General features: G+C 72.3%; 19 protein-coding genes. 13 read left to right on the top strand and 6 right to left on the bottom strand.

The window, feature by feature from the left end:
* Window positions 1-124: 124 nt before the first annotated feature.
* The 3 genes from ACFYTT_RS14410 to pseI all read left to right on the top strand — a co-directional run bounded on the left by ACFYTT_RS14410 (window position 125) and on the right by pseI (window position 3,758).
* A complete protein-coding gene (locus ACFYTT_RS14410; RefSeq protein WP_131057022.1) occupies window positions 125-1,456 on the top strand; it encodes a polysaccharide pyruvyl transferase family protein in 1,332 nt (443 codons plus the stop codon).
* Between the two features lie 89 nt (window positions 1,457-1,545).
* Complete coding sequence (locus tag ACFYTT_RS14405; RefSeq protein ID WP_387259402.1) at window positions 1,546-2,712, top strand: glycosyltransferase family 2 protein; 1,167 nt, start codon at window positions 1,546-1,548, stop codon at window positions 2,710-2,712.
* Window positions 2,709-3,758, top strand: coding sequence for a pseudaminic acid synthase (pseI, locus tag ACFYTT_RS14400; RefSeq protein ID WP_387259399.1), 1,050 nt, complete (start codon window positions 2,709-2,711; stop codon window positions 3,756-3,758). The genes ACFYTT_RS14405 and pseI overlap by 4 nt, the downstream gene beginning before the upstream one ends.
* Before the next feature lie 382 nt (window positions 3,759-4,140).
* On the opposite strand, the gene ACFYTT_RS14395 is transcribed toward pseI, so the two are convergent.
* Genes ACFYTT_RS14395 through ACFYTT_RS14380 form a run of 4 tightly spaced genes read right to left on the bottom strand, consistent with a single transcriptional unit; the run spans window position 4,141 to window position 7,030 of the window.
* Window positions 4,141-4,671: a hypothetical protein gene (locus ACFYTT_RS14395; RefSeq protein WP_387259397.1), complete on the bottom strand. Its 531-nt coding sequence runs from the start codon at window positions 4,669-4,671 to the stop codon at window positions 4,141-4,143.
* A gap of 49 nt (window positions 4,672-4,720) precedes the next feature.
* Window positions 4,721-5,470, bottom strand: coding sequence for an SDR family NAD(P)-dependent oxidoreductase (locus ACFYTT_RS14390; RefSeq protein WP_176093182.1), 750 nt, complete (start codon window positions 5,468-5,470; stop codon window positions 4,721-4,723).
* Window positions 5,463-6,782: an AMP-binding protein gene (locus tag ACFYTT_RS14385; protein WP_387259393.1), complete on the bottom strand. Its 1,320-nt coding sequence runs from the start codon at window positions 6,780-6,782 to the stop codon at window positions 5,463-5,465. The genes ACFYTT_RS14390 and ACFYTT_RS14385 overlap by 8 nt, the downstream gene beginning before the upstream one ends.
* Window positions 6,779-7,030 (bottom strand): acyl carrier protein, encoded by a 252-nt coding sequence (locus ACFYTT_RS14380; protein ID WP_162854373.1) that lies wholly within the window; start codon window positions 7,028-7,030, stop codon window positions 6,779-6,781. The genes ACFYTT_RS14385 and ACFYTT_RS14380 overlap by 4 nt, the downstream gene beginning before the upstream one ends.
* Window positions 7,031-7,073: 43 nt before the next feature.
* Here ACFYTT_RS14380 and ACFYTT_RS14375 point away from each other — a divergent pair, with 43 nt between their 5' ends.
* The 7 genes from ACFYTT_RS14375 (at window position 7,074) to ACFYTT_RS14345 (ending at window position 14,379) form a co-directional block, all read left to right on the top strand.
* Window positions 7,074-7,619 (top strand): GNAT family N-acetyltransferase, encoded by a 546-nt coding sequence (locus ACFYTT_RS14375; protein WP_387259389.1) that lies wholly within the window; start codon window positions 7,074-7,076, stop codon window positions 7,617-7,619.
* Window positions 7,620-7,825: 206 nt separating this feature from the next.
* Window positions 7,826-8,818 (top strand): UDP-N-acetylglucosamine 4,6-dehydratase (inverting), encoded by a 993-nt coding sequence (pseB, locus tag ACFYTT_RS14370; RefSeq protein ID WP_131054456.1) that lies wholly within the window; start codon window positions 7,826-7,828, stop codon window positions 8,816-8,818.
* 2 nt (window positions 8,819-8,820) lie between these two features.
* Window positions 8,821-9,969 carry a DegT/DnrJ/EryC1/StrS aminotransferase family protein gene (locus tag ACFYTT_RS14365; protein ID WP_131054461.1) on the top strand — a complete coding sequence of 383 codons (1,149 nt, stop codon included), beginning with the start codon at window positions 8,821-8,823 and terminating at the stop codon, window positions 9,967-9,969.
* 9 nt (window positions 9,970-9,978) lie between these two features.
* Window positions 9,979-10,812, top strand: coding sequence for a hypothetical protein (locus tag ACFYTT_RS14360; RefSeq protein WP_176093180.1), 834 nt, complete (start codon window positions 9,979-9,981; stop codon window positions 10,810-10,812).
* The gene (locus ACFYTT_RS14355) at window positions 10,809-12,605 is read left to right on the top strand and encodes a class I SAM-dependent methyltransferase (protein ID WP_387259386.1); all 1,797 of its coding nucleotides are present in this window, start codon (window positions 10,809-10,811) and stop codon (window positions 12,603-12,605) included. Before ACFYTT_RS14360 ends, ACFYTT_RS14355 begins: the two co-directional genes overlap by 4 nt.
* Window positions 12,602-13,336, top strand: a complete 735-nt coding sequence (locus tag ACFYTT_RS14350; RefSeq protein ID WP_357212547.1) for a glycosyltransferase family protein — start codon at window positions 12,602-12,604, stop codon at window positions 13,334-13,336. The genes ACFYTT_RS14355 and ACFYTT_RS14350 overlap by 4 nt, the downstream gene beginning before the upstream one ends.
* Window positions 13,333-14,379 (top strand): PseG/SpsG family protein, encoded by a 1,047-nt coding sequence (locus tag ACFYTT_RS14345; protein WP_387259782.1) that lies wholly within the window; start codon window positions 13,333-13,335, stop codon window positions 14,377-14,379. The genes ACFYTT_RS14350 and ACFYTT_RS14345 overlap by 4 nt, the downstream gene beginning before the upstream one ends.
* Window positions 14,380-14,635: 256 nt before the next feature.
* On the opposite strand, the gene ACFYTT_RS14340 is transcribed toward ACFYTT_RS14345, so the two are convergent.
* Window positions 14,636-17,119, bottom strand: a complete 2,484-nt coding sequence (locus tag ACFYTT_RS14340) for a DNA topoisomerase (ATP-hydrolyzing) subunit A (RefSeq protein WP_131053747.1) — start codon at window positions 17,117-17,119, stop codon at window positions 14,636-14,638.
* A 29-nt stretch (window positions 17,120-17,148) separates the two neighbouring features.
* Entirely contained in the window at window positions 17,149-19,206 is a 2,058-nt protein-coding gene (locus tag ACFYTT_RS14335) for a DNA topoisomerase IV subunit B (protein WP_254877039.1), read from the bottom strand.
* Window positions 19,207-19,546: 340 nt separating this feature from the next.
* On the opposite strand from ACFYTT_RS14335, the gene ACFYTT_RS14330 reads away from it, so the two are divergent.
* From ACFYTT_RS14330 to ACFYTT_RS14320, 3 genes are all read left to right on the top strand, one after another.
* Window positions 19,547-20,803 (top strand): hypothetical protein, encoded by a 1,257-nt coding sequence (locus ACFYTT_RS14330; RefSeq protein WP_176095711.1) that lies wholly within the window; start codon window positions 19,547-19,549, stop codon window positions 20,801-20,803.
* Window positions 20,804-20,923: 120 nt separating this feature from the next.
* On the top strand, window positions 20,924-21,565 hold the full coding sequence (locus ACFYTT_RS14325; protein ID WP_131053749.1) for a hypothetical protein: 642 nt from the start codon (window positions 20,924-20,926) through the stop codon (window positions 21,563-21,565).
* A 64-nt stretch (window positions 21,566-21,629) separates the two neighbouring features.
* Complete coding sequence (locus tag ACFYTT_RS14320; RefSeq protein WP_131053750.1) at window positions 21,630-22,004, top strand: hypothetical protein; 375 nt, start codon at window positions 21,630-21,632, stop codon at window positions 22,002-22,004.
* The last annotated feature ends 107 nt before the right edge of the window (window positions 22,005-22,111 follow it).

Genomic DNA, 22,111 nt, shown 5'->3' with positions numbered 1-22,111 from the left:
TCAACCGGTCCTCCGGTGGCCTAGTATTCCCGGGACTTGGATGAGCACCCACCCCGCCATCCGGCTCGGTGGTGCGCCGGGCATGCCGAGGCGGGGCCGGCACCGACGAGAGGCAGAGTCAGCGATGCACCAGCGGATCCTGATGCGGGCCCGAAAGGGTCCCTTCGACGTCAACTCGCCCGAGGAGACGTTCGAGCGGAACCTGATCGGTGAGAACGCGGGCAACCTGGTCTTCAGTCACGCCGCGAACAAGCTGCTGGCCACCCGCGCCGCCACCATCACGCCCAACGGCTTCACGGTGAACATGCGCGACAGCGACCGGATCAACGAGGAGTACGACGTCTTCGTGGTCCCGCTGGCGAACGCGTTCCGGCGCAGCTACGCCCACCGGCTCGACGCGATGAGCCGGCTGATCGAGCGACTCAAGATCCCGGTCGTGGTGCTCGGGGTGGGTGTGCAGACGAACGTCGACGGTGACCGGGAATACCTCCGTCCGATCGACGACCAGGTCAGTCGCTTCTGCCGGGCCGTCCTCGACCGCTCGCCCAGCATCGGCGTCCGGGGTGAGATCACCGCCGACTACCTGCGGACGATCGGCTTCTCCAACGTCGACGTGATCGGCTGCCCGTCGATGTTCCTGCACGGCGACACCCTGCCGGTGGAGAAGCGCAAGACGTTCATCGGCCCGTACGACAAGATCGCGTTGACCGTCTCGCCGTACGTCAAGTCGATGGCGAAGATCATCAAGACGCACCACCAGCGCTACGAGAACCTGCGCTACATCCCGCAGGACCTCAAGACGCTGGGCACCCTGCTCTTCGGTGACGCCCCCGAGGACCGTGGCAAGACCAGCGAGATCCCGATCCACACCACGCACCCGCTGTTCACCGAGGACAAGGTGCGGATGTTCGTCGACCCGTGGACGTGGATCGACTACCTCTCCGGGTTCGACTTCAACTTCGGCACCCGCATCCACGGCACCATCGTCTCGCTGCTCGCCGGCACGCCGGGCTTCCTCTTCGCGCACGACTCGCGCACCCTGGAGCTGGCCCGCTACTTCGAGATCCCGCACCGGGTGATGCGCGACGTGCCGGCCGATGTGGACGCCGCCCAGCTCTACGACGAGGCCGACTACTCGGGCATGGTCAACGGCCACAAGCAGCGGTACGACACGATGCTCCAGTTCCTGACCAAGCACAACCTGGGCAACTCCTTCAACGACGCCGACAGCGCGGCGGTGTTCGACGCCACCCGGCAGGCGACCGCCTTCCCGCCGGCCGTCCGCCCGGCGCTGGCCACCTCGCCCGAGGTGCTGGTCAAGCGCATCGAGTGGCTTCGTGACCAGGAGGCCGTACTCCGCGAGCAGGCGTCACAGGCGATGCCTCGGCCGGAGCGGATCCGGACCCGGATCAAGAAGGCCGTCCCCGGCTCGGTGCGCCGCATGCTCAACCGTTAACCCGGCGCTGCCCGGCTGTTCAAAAACTCCACCACCGCCGGCCACGTCGGGTTCCAGGGCCGTCCATCCGGGCGGTCGATGGTTGCGGCGTGGTCATTCAGCCGACGCACGCGCCGCTGTTGAGCATCGTGGTACCCGTCTACCGCGTCGAGGCGTACCTGCGGCAGTGCCTCGACTCGATCCGTGGTGACGTGCCCGCCGACCGGGCCGCCGAGGTGGAACTGGTCGCGGTGGACGACGCGTCGCCGGACGGGTGCGGCGATCTGCTGCGCGCGTACGCGGCCGAGCATCCGGGCGTACGCGTGCGGCACCTGGCGACCAACGTCGGCCTCGGCCCGGCCCGCAACGCCGGGCTGGACGTGGCGACCGGCCGGTACGTCTGGTTCGTCGACAGCGACGACTGGCTGCCGCCGGGCACGATCCCGGCGGTGCTGGACCGGCTGCGGGCGGACCGCCCCGACGTGATGATGGTCGACCACCTGCGGGTGCACGACTGTGGCCGCCGGGAGGTGGACCCCAGCAGCCGGTTGCTGCGGGACGCACCCGGCGTGTTCCGGCTCGCCGACCGGCCCCGGCTGCTGCGGGTGCAGCACACCGCCTGGAACAAGGTGGTCCGCCGGGAGTTCCTGGCCGATCTGGGGCTGCGCTTCCACCCCGGCTGGTACGAGGACATCCCGTTCAGCCACCCGCTGCTGATCGGCGCGGCACGCATCTCGGTGCTGGACCGGGTCTGCTACCTGTACCGCCAGGGCCGCCAGGGCGCCATCACCTCCACCCGCAGCGGCCGGCACTTCGACGCCTTCGACCAGTACGACCGGCTCTTCACCTGGCGGCACGAGCGGCACCCGGACGGGCGCTGGCACAGCGAGCTGTTCGACCTGATGGTGAACCATTTCCTGGTGGTGGTGGGCAACGACGACCGACTGCACCCGCACCTGCGGCGCGACTTCTTCCGCCGGGTCGCCGAGCACTACCGCCGGTACCTGCCGGGCAGCGGGTACCCCCGGCCCGGCGGAGTGGCCGGGTTCAAGCACCTCCTCGTCGGCCGGGACAGCTACCTGGCGTACGCCGCGCTGCGCCGGGCCCACCGGATGGCCACCCGGCTGCGCGCTGCGGCGCCCGCCGCCCCGCCCCCGCCCGACGCATCGACCCCGACCGCCACGGCGACCGCCGCGTCCCCGCCCCCGCCCGACGGCACAGCGGCCCCCACGTCACCCCGCCCGCTGGTGCGGACTCGTCAGAACGGAACACGATGACCACGTTGAAGATCGGCCCGCATCTGGTCGGCGCCGGGGAGCGCCCCTTCGTGGTGGCCGAGATGTCCGGCAACCACAACGGCGACCCGGGGCGGGCACTGTCCATCGTGGACGCTGTCGCGGCGGCCGGTGCACACGCGCTCAAGCTCCAGACGTACCGGCCCGACACGATCACCATCGACGTCGACACCCCGGCGTTCCGCATCTCCGGCGGGCACGAGCTGTGGGGCGGGCAGAACCTCTATCGGCTCTACGAGCGGGCACACACCCCGTACGAGTGGCACCGGCCGATCTTCGAACGGGCCCGTGAGCACGGGCTGACGGTCTTCTCCTCCCCCTTCGACGCCTCGGCCGTGGAGCTGCTGGAGGAACTGGACGCGCCCGCGTACAAGATCGCCTCGTCGGAGCTGGTCGACCTGCCGCTGATCCGGCTCGTCGCGGCCACCGGCAAGCCGATGGTCATCTCCACCGGGATGGCCACGCTGGCCGAGATCGACGCCGCCGTCCGCACCGCCCGCGACGGTGGTGCCGGTGGGATCGTGCTGCTGGCCTGCACCGCCTCGTACCCGGCCCCGCCCGCCGACAGCAACCTGCGCCGCATCCCGGTGCTCGCCGAGGCGTTCGGGGTGCCCGTCGGTCTCTCCGACCACACGCCCGGCATCGGCGTGCCGGTCGCGTCGGTGGCCCTCGGGGCATGCTTCATCGAGAAACACGTCACGCTGGACCGCGCCGACGGCGGCGTGGACTCCGACTTCTCGCTGGACCCGTCCGAGCTGGCCGCGCTGGTGGTCGAATCGGAGCGGGCGTACGCGGCGCTCGGCGGCACCGCCGTCGGCCCCACCCCCGCCGAACGGGAGGGCCTGCGTTTCCGCCGCTCGCTCTACGTGGTGGCCGACGTGCGCGCCGGGGACGAGGTCACCGCCGCCACCGTACGCTCGATCCGGCCGGCCGGCGGGCTGCACCCGGTGGAGATCGACCGGGTCCTCGGTCGCCGCTTCACCACCGACGTCGCCCGGGGCACCCCGCTGAGTTGGGACCTGATCTGAGCGTTGGCCCTCGCCGCCACCAGTTCGGCACGTGGGTCGGCCGTTGCGGTCCCTCGCACAACGCCCCGACGGTCGGTGTCCCGCACAACGCCCCGACGGTCGGTGTCCCGCACAACGCCCCGACGGTCGGTGTCCCGCACAACGCCCCGACGGTCGGTGGGTAGATTTGTTGTCGCTGGGGCGACAACAAATCTACCCACCCCGGAGCGGCAGCCAGCGACATGCCGCGATCCGGCAGGCCGCTCTGGACTCGATCGGATGGGGCGAGGCGGTCGGGGCGTCGACGGCGCAGACGGTTCAGCTCGAAAGGGACCGACCAGGAGACGGCAGGCCCGGGAGACGGCAGGCCCGGGCCGGTCGGCGGCACGACGGCGCAGACGGTTCAGCTCGAAAGGGACCGACCAGGAGGCGGTAGGTCCAGGTCAGGAGGCGGTAGGTCCGGGCCGGGAGACGGCAGGCCCGGGATTACGGTGAAGGCGACGGTGACGACCAGGTCGGAGAGTGCCTCCCGGTCCGCCGAGCCGACCTCGCGGGCGAGGCCCGAAGGGTCGAGGTCGAGGTCGAGGTCGAGGTCGAGGACCAGGGTGCGCCACAGCCAGACCGTGCCGGCGGGCACACTCAGGCCGTACCGGCGCCAGAGGGCGACCATCGGTACGTCGGCGAGTTTGGCCACGCACTCGGTGCGGGTCCACCGGGCCCAGAAGTTCGAGGTGCCGAACCGGTGCGCCAGCATCGGCGGCACCTCGGCAGCGGCGAACTCGGCGTCGATCGCGACCCGCCAACCCGGGATCGGTGGCGCGTACCAGCCGACGCACCGTCCGTCGGCCAGGTGGCTGCGGGTGACGGCGTCGCCCGAGTCGGTGGCCGACGCGACCCGCAGGTGTCGCGGCGCGGCGGCGAGGAGCGTGGCCACGGACGGTCCCCCCGCGCCCACGGCGACGCGGGCGGACGGGGCGCGCGGGTCAGATCGAGGCGGCACCGTCGACCACGATGACCTGGCCGTTGATGTTCGTCTGGTCGCGCAGCAGCATCCGCACCACGGGTACCACCTCGTGCGGCTCGGTCAGGTGGCCGGTCGGGGTGCGGCGCACTATCTGGTCGAGTTGGGTCGGGCCGAGCACCGCTGACATCTCCGAGGCGAAGAAGCCCGGAGCGACGGCGTTGACCAGCATCCGGCCGCCCAACTCCCGGGCCAGCGAGCGGGTGGCGGCGTCCATCCCGCCCTTGGTGGCGGAGTACGCGACCAGGCCAGGGAAGCCGCGCTGCGCGCAGATCGAGGTGACGTTGACGATCCGCCCGCGCCGTCCCTGCGCCAGCATCCGCCGCACGGTGAGCCGGGTCAGCTGCAACGGGGCGGTCAGGTTGGTCTCGACGATCCGGGCGATGTCGGCGTCAGCGGTGTGTACGTGCAGCGAGTCCTGCCCGACCGCCGCGTTGTTGACCACCCCGTCGACCGGCCCGAGCCGCTCCTCCGCCGCCCGGAGGAACGCCTGCGTGGCGGCCCGGTCGGTGACGTCGACCGGGTCGACGTGGACCCGATCCGGACGGGCCTCGGCGAGCTTCGCCAGGTCCGGGGTGACGGTACGCGCGAAGGCGGCCACCTTCACCCCCGCGTCGAGCAGGTCGGTGACGATGGCGAGGCCCAGGCCCCGGGAACCGCCGGAGACGAGCACCACGGTGGAGGGCGGAACGGGGACGGCGGATTCAGACATCGCTCTTCAACGTCTCCTTGACGGGGATCTCGGCGTGCAGCCGGATCCGGCGGGGCACGGCGTACTCGGGCAGCCGGTCGGTGCACCAGCGCACCAACGCCGCCTCGTCCAGGTCCGGGCCGGTCGCGCCGGACACCGGAGGGGCGGGTACGACCTCGGCGACGACCATGTGACCGAGTAGCGGAGCGCGTCGGCCGGTGACCCGGGCCCAGGCCACCCGGGGGTGGGCGGTGAGCACGTCACGGACCAGCCCGGCGGAGACCTTGCTGCCGCCCACGTTGATCTCGTCGGTGTCGAGCCGCCCGCTGATCAGGACCCGGCCGTCGACGACCTGCGCCCGGTCCCCGGTGCGGACCGGTCCGGCCAACCCGACCCCGTGGTGCGGCGAGGTGACCACGAGTTCCCCGTCGCGCAGCCCGATGATGGGGCGTTCCGGGGCGCTGCGGTCCAGCCACTCGACCGGGAACCCGGCCCGCCCGTCGTGCACCACGATCGCCGCGCCGACCTCGGAGGAGGCGTAGATCCAGGAGATCCGGGCGGCCGGGAAGACCTCCCGCAGCCGGTCCAGGATCGCCTGGTCGACCGGCTCGCCGCCGAGGGTGAGCTGACGCAGCGGCACCCGGGCCAGCGCCTCGGGGTCGCGGTGCAGCGCCCGACGCCAGAAGGTGGGCGTACCGGAGGCCGCGTCGACACCGTGCGCGGCGGCCAGCGCCGGCCAGTCGTCGAGTCGCTCGGGCTCCACCACCACCAGGTGCTGTCCCGGCTGGGTCAGCGCCAGCGTCACCACCTGCCACCACGCGTACGTGCCGGGGGCGTACGGGCAGAGCCAGGTGCGGCCCGGTTGGGCACCCCGGACGGTGGTCACCGACTCCAGGGTGTGCCCGACGCGTTTCGGACGTCCGGTGGTGCCGGAGGTCAACAGCCAGAGCCGGCCGCGCTCGGCCGGTCGGGGCCGGGTCGGAGCGAGGACGACGAGGCCGTCCCCGCCCACGACGGCACCGTCCCCCAGCGCGGCCCCATGACCCAGCGGGGTCGGGTCGGCGGCGGTCAGGGTGAAGCCGGCGGCGCGCAGGTCGTCCCGCATTCCGGCGTCGACCCGACCGGCGCTGGTGAGCAGCAGTTCGGTGCCGTGCACGGCGTGGTGCCGGGCGGCGGCGAGCGCGTCGCGGGCGGAGTGCGCGAGCACCGCCACCGGGTCCGGCAGGACCGGTTCGGGCAGGTCCCGCCAGGTCAGCGCGCTGCCGCCGACCACGACGCGGTTGTCCACACCGGCCGGGTACGGGCCGAGGTGGGCGGCGGTCCGGACGCTCACTGCCGCTGGAGTTCGGCGAGGAAGTCGAGGACGTCGCCGACGGTGGCGATGCGCCGCAACCCGGGCGCGTCGAAGTTCAACTCCTCGCCCGTGGCGTCCTCGACCCGCAGGGCCAGTTCGGAGAAGTCCAGCGACCGGAAACCGATCTCCCGCAGATCCGCCGCGTCGTCGTCCGGCAGTACCTTTCCCTGATTGGCCAGCACCTGCCCCATGAGGTCGCGAATCTGCGCGCGACTCAATTCCGTCATGCCGCGGAGTGTACAGCCGGATGAATCGTGATTAGGGTGCCCGATGACCCTGGAAATGCGAACAGAAAGTGAGCGTTACGTGCTGCGAGACGCCACCGGGGACGACGTTAACCTGATGTTGTCCTGGCGTAATCAGGACGTCAATCGACAGGCCAGCAAGACCAGTCACGTGATCAGTGTCGAGGAGCACCGGCGGTGGTGGGCGGCAGTCCGCACCGACCCTTCCCGCCGGGTGTTGACCTACCTGTACGACGGGGTGCCCTGCGGTGCGGTCACCTTCTTCGACCTGCGGTTCGACGGTCCGCGTACCGGGTCGTGGGGGTTCTGTCTGGACGCCGAGGGGCTGGCCGAGCGGGGCGAGACGCTGCCCGTCTGGCTGGCCGTGACGCGGGCGGCGCTCGGGTACGCCTTCGACGTGCTGGCACTGGACCGACTCGACGGAGAGGTGCTCGCCCACAACACCGTGGTACGGCAGATGAACCGTCGTCTCCGGTTCGTGGAGGGTGTGGGCCGCACGGAGGTGCACGACGGGCGGGAAATCACCGTGATCCCCATTTCACTGGAGCGCGACAATCGCCGTCGACACTGATTCTGCATGCCGTCCACGTCGCGTTCACGACATGTTCGACGACTGTTTCCGACACCGCCGGAATCAAGCCCGACGGTGCCCGCCATTCACGGCCGCAGTGGCCCGGGTTAACCACCGGGCGTCGGCGCGTTAACCCACCGCCCCTAGCGTTCCCACCCGACCGGCTGCGGTGTCGCCGGCTCACCGACGACCACGGGAGCACCACATTGAGCGAGCTGAACGGATCGTCCATCCTCGTCACCGGGGGCACGGGTTCCTTCGGCCGGACCTTCCTCCGGCACCTCCTCAGCGAGGTCGACCCGGCCCGGGTGGTGGTCTTCTCCCGTGACGAGCTGAAGCAGTACGAGCTGCGCCAGCAACTCGGCGACGACCCGCGACTGCGCTGGTTCATCGGGGACATCCGGGACCGGCACCGGCTGACCCGGGCCATGCACGGGGTGGACCACGTGGTGCACGCCGCCGCGCTCAAGCAGGTCGACACCGCCGAGTACAACCCGTCGGAGTTCATCGCCACCAACATCACCGGGTCGCAGCACGTCGTCGACGCGGCGATCGAGGCCGGCGTACGCAAGGTCATCGCCCTCTCCACCGACAAGGCGTCCAGCCCGATCAACCTGTACGGCGCGACCAAGCTGGTCGGCGACAAGCTCTTCGTCTCCGCCAACCACTACGCCGCCCAGCACCCCACCCGCTTCTCGGTGGTGCGCTACGGCAACGTGGTCGGCAGCCGGGGCTCGGTGGTGCCGCTGTTCCGCCGCCTCGCCGCCGAGGGCCGCAGCCTGCCGATCACCGACAAGCGGATGACCCGGTTCTGGATCACGTTGGACCAGGCGGTGCAGTTCGTCCTGGACTCGTTCGACCAGATGCAGGGCGGCGAGCTGTTCGTGCCGCGTATCCCCAGCATGCGCATCCTCGACCTGGTCGAGGCCGTCGCGCCGGACGCCACCACACACGAGATCGGCATTCGTCCGGGCGAGAAGCTGCACGAGGAGATGATCGCGCCGGACGACAGCCGCCGGACGCTGATCGCCAAGGACCGCTTCATCGTGCAGCCGACCATCGCCACCTGGGGCTACCAGCCGCCGGTCGACTGCGAGCCGGTGTCGGACGGCTTCGCGTACCAGTCGGACACCAACGACGAGTGGCTCACCGTGCCGCAGTTGCGCGCCATGCTCGGCCTCACCGCCCTCGCCGCATGAGCATGCTGCCGTACGGCCGACAGTCGGTGACTGAGGAGGACGTCGCCGCCGTGGTCGCGGCCCTGCGCAGCGACTGGCTCACCACCGGCCCCGAGGTCGCCGCGTTCGAGGCGGAGCTGTCCCGGTGGGCCGGCGGCACCGGGGTGGCGACGGTCTCCAACGGCACGGCGGCGCTGCACGTGGCGTACGCGGCGGCGGGTGTCGGCCCCGGCGACGAGGTGATCGTGCCGCCGACGACGTTCGTGGCGACCGCGAGCAGCGCGCTGGCGCTGGGCGCGCGGATCGTCTTCGCCGACGTCGAGGAGGAGACGTACACACTGGACCCGGCCGCGGTGGCCGCCGCCGTCACCGAGCGGACCAAGGTCGTCGCCGCCGTGGACTACGCCGGACACCCGGCCGACTACGACGCGCTGCGCGCCGCGATCGAGGGTACGGGCGCCACGCTGCTCGCCGACGCGGCGCACTCGATCGGGGCCGCCTACCGGGGTCGGCCGGTCGGCACGCTCGCCGACGTGACCACGTTCTCGTTCTTCCCCACCAAGAACATGACCACCGCCGAGGGCGGCGCGGTCGTCACCGGCGATCCGGAGCTGCTCACCCGGGCCCGCCGGTTCCGCAACATCGGGCTGGTGCGGGAACCCGACGAGCAGCGGTGGCCGGACGAGGGCGGCTGGCACCAGGAGGTGCACTCGTACGGGCTGAACTACCGGCTGCCCGACGTACTCTGCGCGCTCGGTCGCAGCCAGCTTCGCCGCCTCGACGCGTTCCTGGCCCGCCGGGCCGAGCTGGTGGCCCGCTACGACGAGGCCCTGGCCGACCTGCCCGGCGTACTCACCCCGGGCCGGCGGGACTGGGCCGCACCGGCCTGGCACCTGTACCCGATCCGGGTGCGCGACGGCCGCCGTCGACAGGTGTACGACCGGATGCGCGCCGCCGGCATCGGCGTACAGGTGAACTACATCCCGGTGCACTGGCACCCGGTCTTCGCCGACCTCGGCCACCGGCGCGGCACCCACCCGGTCGCGGAGGCGTTCTACGCCCAGCAACTGTCGCTGCCGCTCTACCCCGGGCTGCGCGACGCCGATCAGGACCGGGTCGTGGACGCGCTGGCTGCGGCGCTGCGCGGCACCCGGGTCCGGTCGGCCGCCTGAGAGGACCCGATGCACCACGCGAACCACTTCTACGGGCACGCGCACGTGCTGGCCCGCTACGCCGGACTGGGCGACGGGCATCCGCCGCGGATCGACGGGTACGTGCAGCACGGCTGGAACATCGGCGACGGGTTGGCGCCCGGACACCCGTACGCCGACCGCGCCCCCAGCCTGCTCTGGTCCGAGCAGACCCGGCGGCGGGCCTGGTCGGTGGGGCGACGCAACGTCACCGTGATCGGGGCGCCCTTCGCGTACCTGCTGGCGATGCGGGCCGCCGAGCCCGCGCCCGAGCGGGAGGGCACCATCTGGTACCCGTTCCACGGGTGGGAGGGGCAGCACGTCAAGGGTGACCACCGGGAGCTGATCGCCCGGATCCGGGACACCGAGCCCGGCCCGGTCACCGTCTGCCTCTACTGGCACGAGCACCGGATGCGTCGGGTCCGCCGGCTCTACGAGAACGCCGGGTTCCGGGTCGTCTGCCACGGCTACCGGGGGCACTGGTGGAAAGACACCGACCCGTCCTTCCTGGACCGGCAGCTCGACGAGCTGCGCCGCCACCGGCGGGTCGCGTCGAACCGGCTGACCAGCGCCATCTTCTACGGCGTCGCGGCCGGGTGCGAACCGGCCGTGTACGGCGACCCGATGACGCTGGCCGACGAGGACCCGACCTTCGGCGGCACCGCCCGGATCCGCCGCCAGTGGCCGGAGCTGCACGGCGAACGGGTGCACCTGGCCACCGCCGTGGAGATCACCCGCGCGGAACTGGGCACCGACCACCGCTACCCGCCCGCCGCCCTGCGCGAACTGCTGGGCTGGGCGACCCCGGACGAGGAGACGACGTGACGACCGAGACGGCCGTGACGCTGCCCGGCGGCGAGATGCCGGCCTGGTCCGACCGGGCCGCCGACGTCGGCCCGCTCGCCACGCTGGTGGCCGGGCTGGCACCCGACGGCGCCCGGGTGCTGCTGGCCGGGCCGCACGACCCGGCGGTACGCACGGCGCTGGCGCACACCCGGCTCACCGCGCTGCTGCGGGGCTACCCCGACGCGGCGGCGCTCGCCGGTCAGGTCGACCGGGTGGTGGTGGCCGGTGTGTCGGGGCTGCCCGACGACGAGGAGTACGACCTGGTGCTCGCCGCCGCCGGGCTGGACGCGATCGAGTCGGTCGAGGGGCCCCGGCTCGGGTGGGACGCCCGGCTGCGGCGCCTGGCGACGGCCGTTCGCCCCGGCGGGACGCTGCTGCTGCGGCTGGACAACCCGCTCGGCGTCCACCGGTTGGTGGCCGACTCCCCCTGGTACGCCGACCGCGCCGACGCGGCGTGGACCGTCGGCGGGGCGCTCGACGGGGACCGCCCGGCCGGGCTGGACCAGCTCCACGTCCGACTGGTCGACGCCGGACTGCGAGTGGACGGCTGTTATGCCGGATATCCCCGGCCGGACCTGACCACCGCGCTGCTCGCCACCGACCGCCTCAGCCGACACACCGACTCGGGGCTGTTCGACGCGGTGTTGCAGCGCAGTTGCGCCGAAGGGTTCGACGGCCGGTTCGTGCTGGCCGATCCGGCCCGGTTGGCCGTGGACGCGCTGCACGCCGGCAAGGCGGCCGAGCTGGCCCCGTGCTGGCTGGTGCTCGCCCAGCGGGGCACCGACACACCCGCCCCCCGCTCCGACGGGCTGCCGGTGGCGCTGGTGTGCTCCGACGGCACGGACGACACGGTCCTGGAGGTGGTCGACGGCCCGCAGGGCTGGCGGTGGCGTGGCACGGCACCGACCGGACGGACCACACCCGCCACCGCACCGTACGCGAGCCGACAGGCCGCCCACCGCGACCCGGCGGCACCGGACTGGCCCGTCCCGGCGGGGCGGCTGCTGCGGACCCTGCTGCTCGACGGTTGTCTGCGCCGCGACACCGGCCTGCTGCGTCGCCTCCTGCGCGGATACGCCGACTGGCTCTCCGGGCAGGCCGAGCAGGGTCGGCTCGGCGGGGCGGTGGCGCTGGCCGGGGCGGAGAACCTGGTCGTCGCCGGTGACCGCTTCGCGGTGCTCGATCCGAGCTGGCGGGCCGGCGACCCGCTCCCGGTCGACGTGGTCCTCGCCCGGACGCTGTGGCGCTTCGCCACCGAACTGGTCACCGGCGGGTACGCCCACCCGTGGACCTCCACGCTGGACGTGGCGGGCCTGACCGTGGTGCTCGGCGGGGTCGCCGGACGGGACTTCGACCGCACGGTGGTGGACGCGGCGGTGGAGACCGAGGCCGCGGTGGGCGCCGCGCGACGGGGGCTGGACGCCGCCGGACGCGCCGACCTCGACGCCCACCTGCGCGCGGTCTCCCCGACCGACCCGCCGCCCGGTCCCCGCAGCTACCAGCAGCTCCACGAGGCGTGGCGACGCCAGCGCGAGGAGAACACCCGGATGGCCGCGCTGCTGGCCTGGACCGAGGAGCTGCTCACCTCGCGGGAACGCGCGCTGCGCCGGACCGAGGCGACGATCAACCTGCTCAGCGGTTCGCTCAGCTACCGGGTGGGTCGGCTCGCCGTCACCCCGGCACGGCTGGCCCGCCGGGGCGCGGGGGCCGCGAAGCGGCGCGTCCGTGCCGCCCTGACGCCCCAGCAACCCAAGCGGACGGACCAGTCGTGACCGAACGGATCGTGGGCGTGGTGCAGGCCCGGATGGGCTCCTCCCGGCTGCCCGGCAAGGTGCTGCGTCCCCTCGCCGGACGCAGCGTACTGGGCCGGGTGGTGCGGGCCGCGCAGGACAGCGGAGTCCTCGCCGACCTGGTGGTCGCCACCAGCACCGACCCCGGCGACGACGCGGTGGTCGCCGAGTGCGAACGGCTCGGGGTGGCCTGGCACCGGGGACCCGTCGACGACGTGCTGGCCCGTTTCGTCGGCGCGCTCGACGCCCACCCGGGCGAGGCGGTGATGCGGTTCACCGCCGACTGCCCGCTGCTCGACCCGCAGATCGTCACGCTGGTCGCCTCGGTGTACCGGGCGGTGCCCGGCCTGGACTACGCCAGCACGTCGATCGCCCGTACGCTGCCACGCGGCCTGGACGTGGAGATCATCCGCACGGAGGCGCTGCGGACCGTGGACACGCTCGCCACCGGCCATGACCGGGTGCACGTCACCTCGTACGCGTACGCTCATCCGGAGCGCTTCCGGGTGCTCGGCGTCACCCTCCCACCGGACCGGTCCCGGCTGCGGCTCACCCTCGACACCGAGCCGGACTGGCAACTGGTCAGCGCCGTGGCGGCGCACTTCGGCGACGTCGCCGTGCCGTTGGCCACGCTCGCCGACTGGCTCGACCGGCGACCGGAGGTGCGGGCACTCAACGCCGACGTGCGGCAGAAGCGGTTGGAGGAATGCTGAGCACGGTACGAGTCGGTCTGCGCTGCGACGCGGACCCGCAACGCGGCGTCGGGCACCTGGTCCGCTGTCTCGCCCTCGGCGAGGAACTCCTGGCCCGGGGTGCCACCGTCGAGGTGTTCGGCACGGTGACCGTCGGCTGGGCGGCCGGTCACCTCGCCGCCCGGGGCATCCCGCTGCGTCCCGGCCCGGACACCCCGGACGGACTGGTCAGCGCGGCCCGCCGGCACGACCTGGACGTGCTGGTGCTCGACTCGTACGACCTCGACCCGGCCGGTGCGCACGCGCTGCGGAGGGCCGGGGTGCTGACCCTGGCCGTCGTCGACGGCGACACCCGGGGGCAGGACGCCGACCTGTTCCTGGACCAGAACTTCGGCGCCGACATGGTGACCTCCGGACGGCTGCTGGCCGGCAGCGCGTACGCCCTGCTCCGCGACTCGGTGCTGGCCGCCCGGCCGGCGACGCCCCGCCCGGCGAGGCAGGTGGACCGGCCCTCGGTGCTGGCCTTCTTCGGCGGCACCGACGCGGCCGCAGCGGCACCGGTCCTGGCCGAGCTGCTGCTGGCCACCGGGCGGCCGATGACGCTCACCGTCGTCGTCGGGCGCCCCGAGGTCTCCGGGCGACTCACCGCGCTGACCACCGGACCGGGCCAGTCGCTGCGGCCGGTGCCGCCCACCGGCGCCCTGCCGGAGATGATCGCCGCCGCCGACCTGGTGGTCAGCGCGGCTGGCACCTCGACCTGGGAACTCTGCTGTCTCGGTGCCCCGTCGGCGCTGGTCTGCGTGGTCGACAACCAACGCGAGTCGTACCGCCGGGTGGCCGCCGCCGGGCTGGCCGCCGGACTCGGCGAACTGCCGGACCTCCGCACCGACGACACCACCCGGACCGCCGCCCTCCGGACCCTGGACGAGCTGCTCACCAGCGGCGTACGCCGGGCCGCCCTCTCGGCCCGGGCCCACGCGGCCGTGGACGGGCGCGGTCGGGGTCGGGTGGTCGACGCGATGCTCGACGCCCTCGACCACCAATGGATCGCACAGGTCCCGTAGCGCCGCATCCCGACAGGAGCAAGGTGTGGGGGGATGGTCTCCTTCGGTCACTGTCGAGCTGAGCCGTACGTGCTATCAGGGGCCGGTGACGACCGACCAGCAGGTCAGGGACGCGACGCGGATGCCCCACCGACGGCCCGGGCAACGCGATCCGTTGGCGCTCTCAGCTCGACAGCGGCCGTACCTGACACGGCACCACCTCCACACGGTGGAGGTGGTGCCGTAGATTCCGCTCACCCGCACCCGGCGGCGCGGATCAGTCGCGGTCGATCTGGTGACCGATGACCGTGGGGCCGAGCATGACGGCGAAACCGGAGCCGTCCCGGCGCGGATCGGCGGCCGGCAACTCCACCGGCTCCCCGTTCACCGTGGAACCCACCGGACGCGGACCGATCCAGCCGACGACCACGTCGGTCTCCCCCTTGAGGAACCGCTGCGCCCGCACCCCGCCGGTCGCCCGCCCCTTCACCGGGTACGCCGCGAACGGCGTCACCTTCACCGTGCCGCCGGTGGAGGTGACCACCATCGGCTCACCGTGCTCCGGATCGTCGGTGCGCACCGCACCGAAGTACACCACCTGCGCGTCACCCGGCAGCGCGATCCCCGCCATGCCGCCGCCTTTGAGCCCCTGCGGACGCACCGTGCCCGCCGGGAAGCGCAGCAGCGACGCCGCACTGGTCAGGAACGCCAACGTCTCCGCACCGTCGGTCAACCAGCTCGCTCCGACCACCTCGTCACCCGCACGCAGCCCGATCACCTCGAACTCGTCCGAGCGCACCGGCCAGTCGGGAGCACAGACCTTGACCACACCCTGCCGGGTCCCCAGCGCCAGACCGGGCGAACCCTCGGCGGTCGCACCGAGCGGCGCCAGCCCCACCACCGTCTCCCCCGGCGCCAACGGCACCAGCTCGGCGGCGGACATCCCGCCCCGCAACGACACCGTGCCCGCCTGCTCCGGCAGCACCGGCAGCGGCAGCACGTCGACCTTGAACGCCCGCCCCGCACTGGTCACCAGCAACACCCGACCCCGGGCGGTGGAGTGCACCAGCGCGCGTACCGCGTCGTGTTTGACCCGGCCGTGCCGACGCCGCCCCTCGGCGGCCTCCTCCGACTCGGCGGCGGTACGCGCCACCAGCCCGGTGGCGGAGAGGATCACCTGACACGGGTCGTCGGCCACCTCCAGCGGCCCGGCCGGCACGGACGCCGCCAGCACCTCCTTGAGGTCACCGTCGACGAGCGTCGTCCGACGCGGCGCCGCGAACTGCTTCACCACCGCGGCAAGCTCGTCGGAGACGACCTTCTTGAGCACGTTCTCGTCGTCCAGGATGGTGGACAGCTCGGCGATCTCCCCGCGCAGCTTCTCCTGCTCGGCCTCCAGCTCCAACCGGTCGAACTTGGTCAACCGGCGCAGCGGAGTGTCCAGGATGTAGGTCGCCTGGATCTCGGAGAGTGTGAACTGCCGCATCAGGCCGCTCTTGGCCGCCGGGGCGTCCTCGCTGGCCCGGATCAGCTTGACCACCTTGTCGATGTCGAGCAGCGCGATCAGCAGGCCGTCGACCAGGTGCAGCCGCTCCTCGCGCTTACGCTTGCGGTACGCGCTGCGCCGGGTCACCACCTCGTACCGGTGCGCCAGGAACACCTCCAGCAGCTCCTTGAGCCCCAGGGTGCGCGGCTGGCCGTCGACCAGCACCAGGTTGTTCACGCCGAAGGACTGCTCCAGCGGGGTGAGGCGGTAGAGGTCGGCGAGCAGCGCCTGCGGGTTGACCCCGACCTTGCACTCCACCACCAGGCGGGTGCCGCTCTCCCGGTCGGTCAGGTCCTTCACGTCGGCGATGCCGGTCAGCCGCTTGGTCTTGTTCACCTCGTTGGTGATCGCCGCGATGACCTTCTCCGCACCGACGCCGTACGGCAGCTCGACCACGGTGATCGCCTGCCGTCCCCGGCTGCCCTCCAGCGGGCCGATCTCCACCTTGCCGCGCATCCGCACCACACCCCGCCCGGTCTCGTACGCCCGGCGCACCTCGTCGAGGCCGAGCAGCAGACCACCGGTGGGCAGGTCGGGACCGGGCACGAACTCCATCAGCTTGTCGAGGGTGGCGTTCGGGTGCCGGATCAGCCAGCGGGCCGCCGAGACCACCTCGCCGAGGTTGTGCGGGATCATGTTCGTCGCCATCCCGACCGCGATGCCGGAGGCGCCGTTGACCAGCAGGTTCGGGAAGGCGGCCGGCAACACGGTGGGCTGGGTCAGCGAGCCGTCGTAGTTGGGCTCGACGTCGACGGTGTCCTCACCCAGCTCGCCGACGAGCAGCATCGCCTCCCGCGACATCCGAGCCTCGGTGTAACGCGACGCTGCCGGTCCATCGTCCGGGCTCCCAAAATTCCCATGCCCGTCGATGAGTGGGGTGTTCAGCGAGAAGTCCTGCGCCAACCGCACCATCGCGTCGTAGATGGCGCTGTCGCCGTGCGGGTGGTACTTACCCATCGTGTCGCCGACGATGCGGGCCGACTTCACGTGCGCCCGGTCCGGCCGGTAGCCCTGCTCGTACATCGACCAGAGGATGCGCCGGTGCACCGGCTTGAGGCCGTCCCGCGCGTCCGGCAGGGCGCGCGAGTGGATGACCGAGAAGGCGTACTCCAGGTAGGAGTCGGAGACCTCGGTGACCAGCGGGTTGTCGACGATCCGCGCGCCGGCCCGGTCGAACGCGGAGTGGTCGACCTTGGTGTCCTTGCGGCGTGCCATGGCTCAGCTTTCCTTCCAGAACCCGGTGGTCAGGCGTCGATGGCGTCGCGGTCGACGCGGTCGGCGGAGTCGATCAGCCAGTTGCGGCGCGGCTCGACCTTCTCCCCCATCAGCAGGTCGAGGATCCGTTCGGCGGCGTCGACGTCGTCGATGGTGATCCGGCGTACCGACCGGGTGGCCGGATTCATCGTGGTCTCCCACAACTCGTCGGCGTCCATCTCACCGAGACCCTTGAAGCGCGGCACCGGGGTGACGATCTGCTTGCCGGCCGAGGCGAGCTTGCGGACCGTCGCCTCCATCTCCGCCTGGGTGTAGGTGTAGATGGTCTCGGGGTTGCGCCCCTTGGTGGTGATCTTGTGCAGGGGCGGCATCGCGGCGTAGAGCCGGCCCGACTCGATCAACGGTCGCATGTAGCGGGCGAAGAGAGTGATCAGCAGCGTCCGGATGTGCGCGCCGTCGACGTCCGCGTCGGCCATGATGAGCACCCGGCCGTACCGCAGCGAGGACAGGTCGAAGGTACGCCCCGACCCCGCGCCGAGGACCTGCACGATCGCGGCGCACTCGGCGTTGTCCAGCACCTGCTGGAGGTTGGCCTTCTGCACGTTCAGGATCTTGCCCCGGATCGGCAGTAGCGCCTGATACTCCGCAGAGCGGGCAAGTCGCCCTGTGCCCAATGCGCTGTCGCCCTCGACGATGAAAAGCTCACTCCTGTCAATACCTGCGGCGCGGCAGTCGACCAGCTTGGGCGGCATGGACGCGCCCTCCAGGGCGGTCTTGCGCCGGGCGGCGTCCTTCTGCTGCTTCTGGGTCAGCCGCACCCGGGCCGCGTCGACGATCTTCTGGAGGACCGTCCGCGCCTCGGTCTTGGTCCTGCGGTCGTCCAGCCAGGACTTGACGTGCTGCTCGACCAGCCCCTGCACCACCTTGACCACACCGGCGGTGGAGAGCTCGTCCTTGGTCTGCGAGGTGAACTGCGGCTCGGGCACCCGCACGTGCACCACCGCGGTCATGCCCTCCAGGACGTCGTCCAGGGTGGGCGCGTCCTCCTTGGCCTTGAGCAGACCCCGGGTGTTGCGGACGGCGTCGGCGAGCGTACGCGCCAGCGCCCGCTCGAAGCCCTTGCGGTGTGTCCCGCCGTGCGCATTGCGGATGGTGTTGGTGAAGCACTCGACGGTGCGCTCGTATCCGGTGCCCCAGCGGAAGGCCACCTCGATCTCGGCGCGCCGCTGCACGTTGGACTGCATCACACCGTTGGCGTCGGCGGCGTTCTCGCGGTAGGTCCCCTCGCCGGTGACCAGCAGGGTGCCGGAGACCGGCCGGTCACCGGTCGGGGCGAGGAAGTCCACCATGTCGGTGAGCCCGTTCGGGTAGTGGAACCGCTCCTCGGTGGGCTGCTCGCCGGTGTGGTCGCGCAGGAGGTAGCTGACGCCGGGGACCAGGAACGCGGTGTGGCGCAGCTTGGCCCGGACCGCGTCGTGGTCGAGGGCGGCACCGGTTTCGAAGTAGCGGGGGTCGTGCCAGTAGCGGATCGAGGTGCCGGTGCGCTGGCCGCGCTTGACCCCGCCGACGACCTGGAGCCCCGGGCCGGGGGTGAAGGACGCGTCCGGGCCGTCGCCGTCGAAGATGCCCGGCACACCGTGCCGGAACGACATGGTGTGCACCTTGCCGCCCCGGCGGACGGTGACGTCGAAGCGGCGGGAGAGCGCGTTGACCGCCGAGGCGCCGACCCCGTGCAGGCCGCCGGAGGTCTTGTAGCCGGAGCCGCCGAACTTGCCGCCGGCGTGCAGCCGGGTGAGGACCAGTTCGACGCCGGAGATGCCGGAGCGGGCGTGCACGTCGGTGGGGATGCCACGCCCGTCGTCGTCGACCTGCACCGAGCCGTCTGCATGCAGGATGACCTCGACCTTCGTGGCGTGACCGGCCACACCCTCGTCGGTGGAGTTGTCGAGGATCTCGTTGACGAGGTGGCCCACGCCACGGCTGTCGGTGGAACCGATGTACATGCCGGGACGCTTGCGAACGGCGTCCAGCCCCTCAAGGTGGGTGAGGTCGTCGGCCCCGTACAGGGTCTCAGGCTCTGCGGTCAACTGGTCGTACTCCCCGGTCTCGGCGATGTGCTGCACCGCACCGTCGGCGGTCGGCCCGGCGCGGGCACGCCGCAGCGAGCGTAGCCGCACGCCCCGACAAGCCGAGCGGACACCCACGCGGCACGCCGCGTGGCGGTGCTGCTGGTGGACCTTGCCGCGGTCAACGTCCGGGTCTCCGGTGTTATGCCCGGGCCGGTGCGGGTGGTCCGGGGGTCCGCCCACGCCGTCCCTGACGTCCCGGTGCCACTCATGTTTCCCATGGTTGACGTGCGTCACACCCGCGTGATGTCATCACCGCTCAAGAGGATCTTTCATATTTCCATGAACGGATGGGGAAGCCATGTCCGGGTTGCGTCGTACCGCCGCGTTGGCCCTGGCCATCGCCACAGCGGCCCTCACCACCACCGTCGCCGCGTCCGCCCCCGCCGCGGCGGCCCTACCCACCGCGGCGGTCGCCCTCGGCGACAGCTTCATCAGCGGCGAAGGGGCCGGGGCCTACCAGCCGGTGGTCGACTCGACCGGCGTCGCGCGCGGATTCCCGGGGTGGACCGCGCCGAACAGTGACGCCTTCTTCTGCCACCGCTCCGGCAACGCCTCGCTGCACCAGGCGTCACTGCCCGGCATCCAGGCCCGGTTCAACCTGGCCTGCTCCGGCGGCCAGCCGCACGACATCGCCGCCGCCTCGTCGGCCCGCGCCAACGGGCGTCAGGTCGCCGCGCAGCTCGACCAGCTCCGCACGGTCGCCCAGACCCACGACATCGACCTGGTGCTGATCGGCCTCGGCTCCAACAACAGCTCCTTCACCTTCGGCGGGGTCGCCGAGAAGTGCGCCAACCGGTTCATCGCGGACGCCTGGACGGGCTGGTGGGAGTTCTGGGCGTACCTGAACGGGCCGGTGGAGCAGAAGCCGTGCACCGACGCCGACCTGGCGACCCCGGCGCAGCTCAGCGCCGCCACCGCCGAGACCACCGCCGCCGTACGGCAGATCCTGACCACGCTGCGCGAGGTGGACGCCGACGGCCAGCACCGGGTGGTGCTCCAGGACTACACCAACCCGCTGCCGCTGGAGCTGGAGGCCGGATACCACTCCGAGGACAGCCGGGACGACACGCGGGACAAGTTCCGCGCGCTGGGTGCCGAGCGGTACGCGGCCGGCTGCCCGATCCACCGCGCCAGCCTGGCTCCCGGGCACCGCTTCTCGCAGGGCCTCGGCACCATCGTCGGCTCCACCCGGAGCACGCTGGCCGCCGAGTTCCCCGGCGCCGACCTGGTCTATCTCAACGTGCAACGGGCCTTCGACGGCGCCCGGCTCTGCGAGCGGACCAACAGCCCGACCGGCACCCTCGCCACTCCGATCCGGTTGCAGGACAACCCGCCCAACGGCACCTTCGTCACCAGCCTCTCCGGCAAGGACAAGATCGCCATCCAGCGGATCGCCAACACCTGCGTGACCCACTTCCAGACCTGCCAGGAGTCGTGGCACCCGAACGCCGCCGGGCACCAGGTGCTCGGCCAGTGCCTGACCGGGGCGTCCACCACCGCCGCCCGCTCGGTGGCCTGCGTACGCGCCTCGAACGGCACGATCAGCGTCTCCTGAGTCACCACCAGGGGCCGTCCCGACGCGACCACCCGCGCGTCGGGGCGGCCCCGTCCGGCGTGGATTAGCCGGTGCGGACCGGGGTAAGCCGCTGCGCCCGACACGGCGGAGGGGGACCTGATGTCTGACAACCACACCGCACTACGTTCGATGCACGACCTGGGCCTGGCGGCCTGGTTCGGCGGCTCCCTGATGGGAGCGTTCGGCGTCAACGGCGCCGCGGCCCGCATCGACGACTCGACCAAACGACTTCCGACGGCCTCGACCGGCTGGACCCGGTGGACGCCGGTCAACGCCGCCGCGATCGGCGCGCACCTGGCCGGCGCGGTCGGTGAACTGGTGACCGAGAGCCCGCGGATGGCCGCCCAGCGGGGCGTCGGCCGGGCCAGCGCGGTGAAGACCGCGCTGACCGTCGGCGCGCTGGCGGTGACCGGCTACAGCCGGCTGCTCGGCATGCGTCTGGCCAAGGCCGGTGCGCCGTCGGTGCAGGGCGTCACCGAGCCCAACGGGCAGACCCCGGCGCACGTGGCCGCCAGCCAGCGCCAGTTGCGGATGCTCCAGTGGGCCATCCCGGCGCTGACCGGCGCGCTGATCGTGGTCACCGCGTACATGGGTGAGCAGCAGAAGCCCGGCCAGGTGCTGCGCGGCATCTTCGGCCGGGCGAACGGCCTGGCGCACGCGCCGGGCCGGATGGGCAAGGGTGCCGGCGGGATGGCGGCGATGCACGCGGTCCGGCGGCACATGGCCATGAACGGCCGCTGACGGCCCACCGGCACGACGCGCGTTCCGACCGCGACCGCCGGGCGTACCGACAGGCGAGGTGGCCATGACCGACAGGGACAGGCAGGACCGGGGACCGGGGAGCGTCGCGCCCTGGGGCACCACCGACGGCTTCGACGCCGACCCGCCGTGGGGTGCCGGCGAGCACTCGCCGATGGACGAGGGCAGCGAGGAGACCGCGGTGCCCGAGGGACGGCGGGGCGAACGGCGGGCGGCGGACGGGGCCGGGCAGTGGCCCGAGGGTCGGCACGGGTTCGGGTCGGTGGAGCCGACCCGTACGCCCGAGGCCGGACCGGGCGCACCTCCGGACCCGGCGCCGCCGAGGCGGCCGTTCCCGGACGACGTGGCCGGCGAGGATCTGCCGGACAACGCGCTGGAAGAGGCGACCGGCATGCACACCGAAGGGTCCTGGCACGGCTGAGTACCGCACCGCGTCCCGGTGCCCGTCGCCGACGCGGCGGGCACCGGAGCGTCCGGTCAGGACGGCACGGACCGCTCGGCAAGCCGGTGGGGCGCGCGTTCGTCCTC

The sequence above is a fragment of the Micromonospora sp. NPDC003816 genome (genome assembly GCF_042874705.1).
Classification (GTDB): domain Bacteria; phylum Actinomycetota; class Actinomycetes; order Mycobacteriales; family Micromonosporaceae; genus Micromonospora.
This window is presented reverse-complemented; position numbering and strand designations above follow the sequence as displayed.

Coding starts and splice junctions, on each gene's coding strand:
- ACFYTT_RS14410 (WP_131057022.1), top strand. CDS start 125: ATGCACCAGCGGATCCTGATGCGGGCCCGAAAGGGTCCCTTCGACGTC.
- pseI (WP_387259399.1), top strand. CDS start 2,709: ATGACCACGTTGAAGATCGGCCCGCATCTGGTCGGCGCCGGGGAGCGC.
- ACFYTT_RS14390 (WP_176093182.1), bottom strand. CDS start 5,470: ATGTCTGAATCCGCCGTCCCCGTTCCGCCCTCCACCGTGGTGCTCGTC.
- ACFYTT_RS14380 (WP_162854373.1), bottom strand. CDS start 7,030: ATGACGGAATTGAGTCGCGCGCAGATTCGCGACCTCATGGGGCAGGTG.
- ACFYTT_RS14375 (WP_387259389.1), top strand. CDS start 7,074: ATGACCCTGGAAATGCGAACAGAAAGTGAGCGTTACGTGCTGCGAGAC.
- ACFYTT_RS14365 (WP_131054461.1), top strand. CDS start 8,821: ATGCTGCCGTACGGCCGACAGTCGGTGACTGAGGAGGACGTCGCCGCC.
- ACFYTT_RS14360 (WP_176093180.1), top strand. CDS start 9,979: ATGCACCACGCGAACCACTTCTACGGGCACGCGCACGTGCTGGCCCGC.
- ACFYTT_RS14340 (WP_131053747.1), bottom strand. CDS start 17,119: ATGGCACGCCGCAAGGACACCAAGGTCGACCACTCCGCGTTCGACCGG.
- ACFYTT_RS14330 (WP_176095711.1), top strand. CDS start 19,547: ATGTCCGGGTTGCGTCGTACCGCCGCGTTGGCCCTGGCCATCGCCACA.
- ACFYTT_RS14325 (WP_131053749.1), top strand. CDS start 20,924: ATGTCTGACAACCACACCGCACTACGTTCGATGCACGACCTGGGCCTG.
- ACFYTT_RS14320 (WP_131053750.1), top strand. CDS start 21,630: ATGACCGACAGGGACAGGCAGGACCGGGGACCGGGGAGCGTCGCGCCC.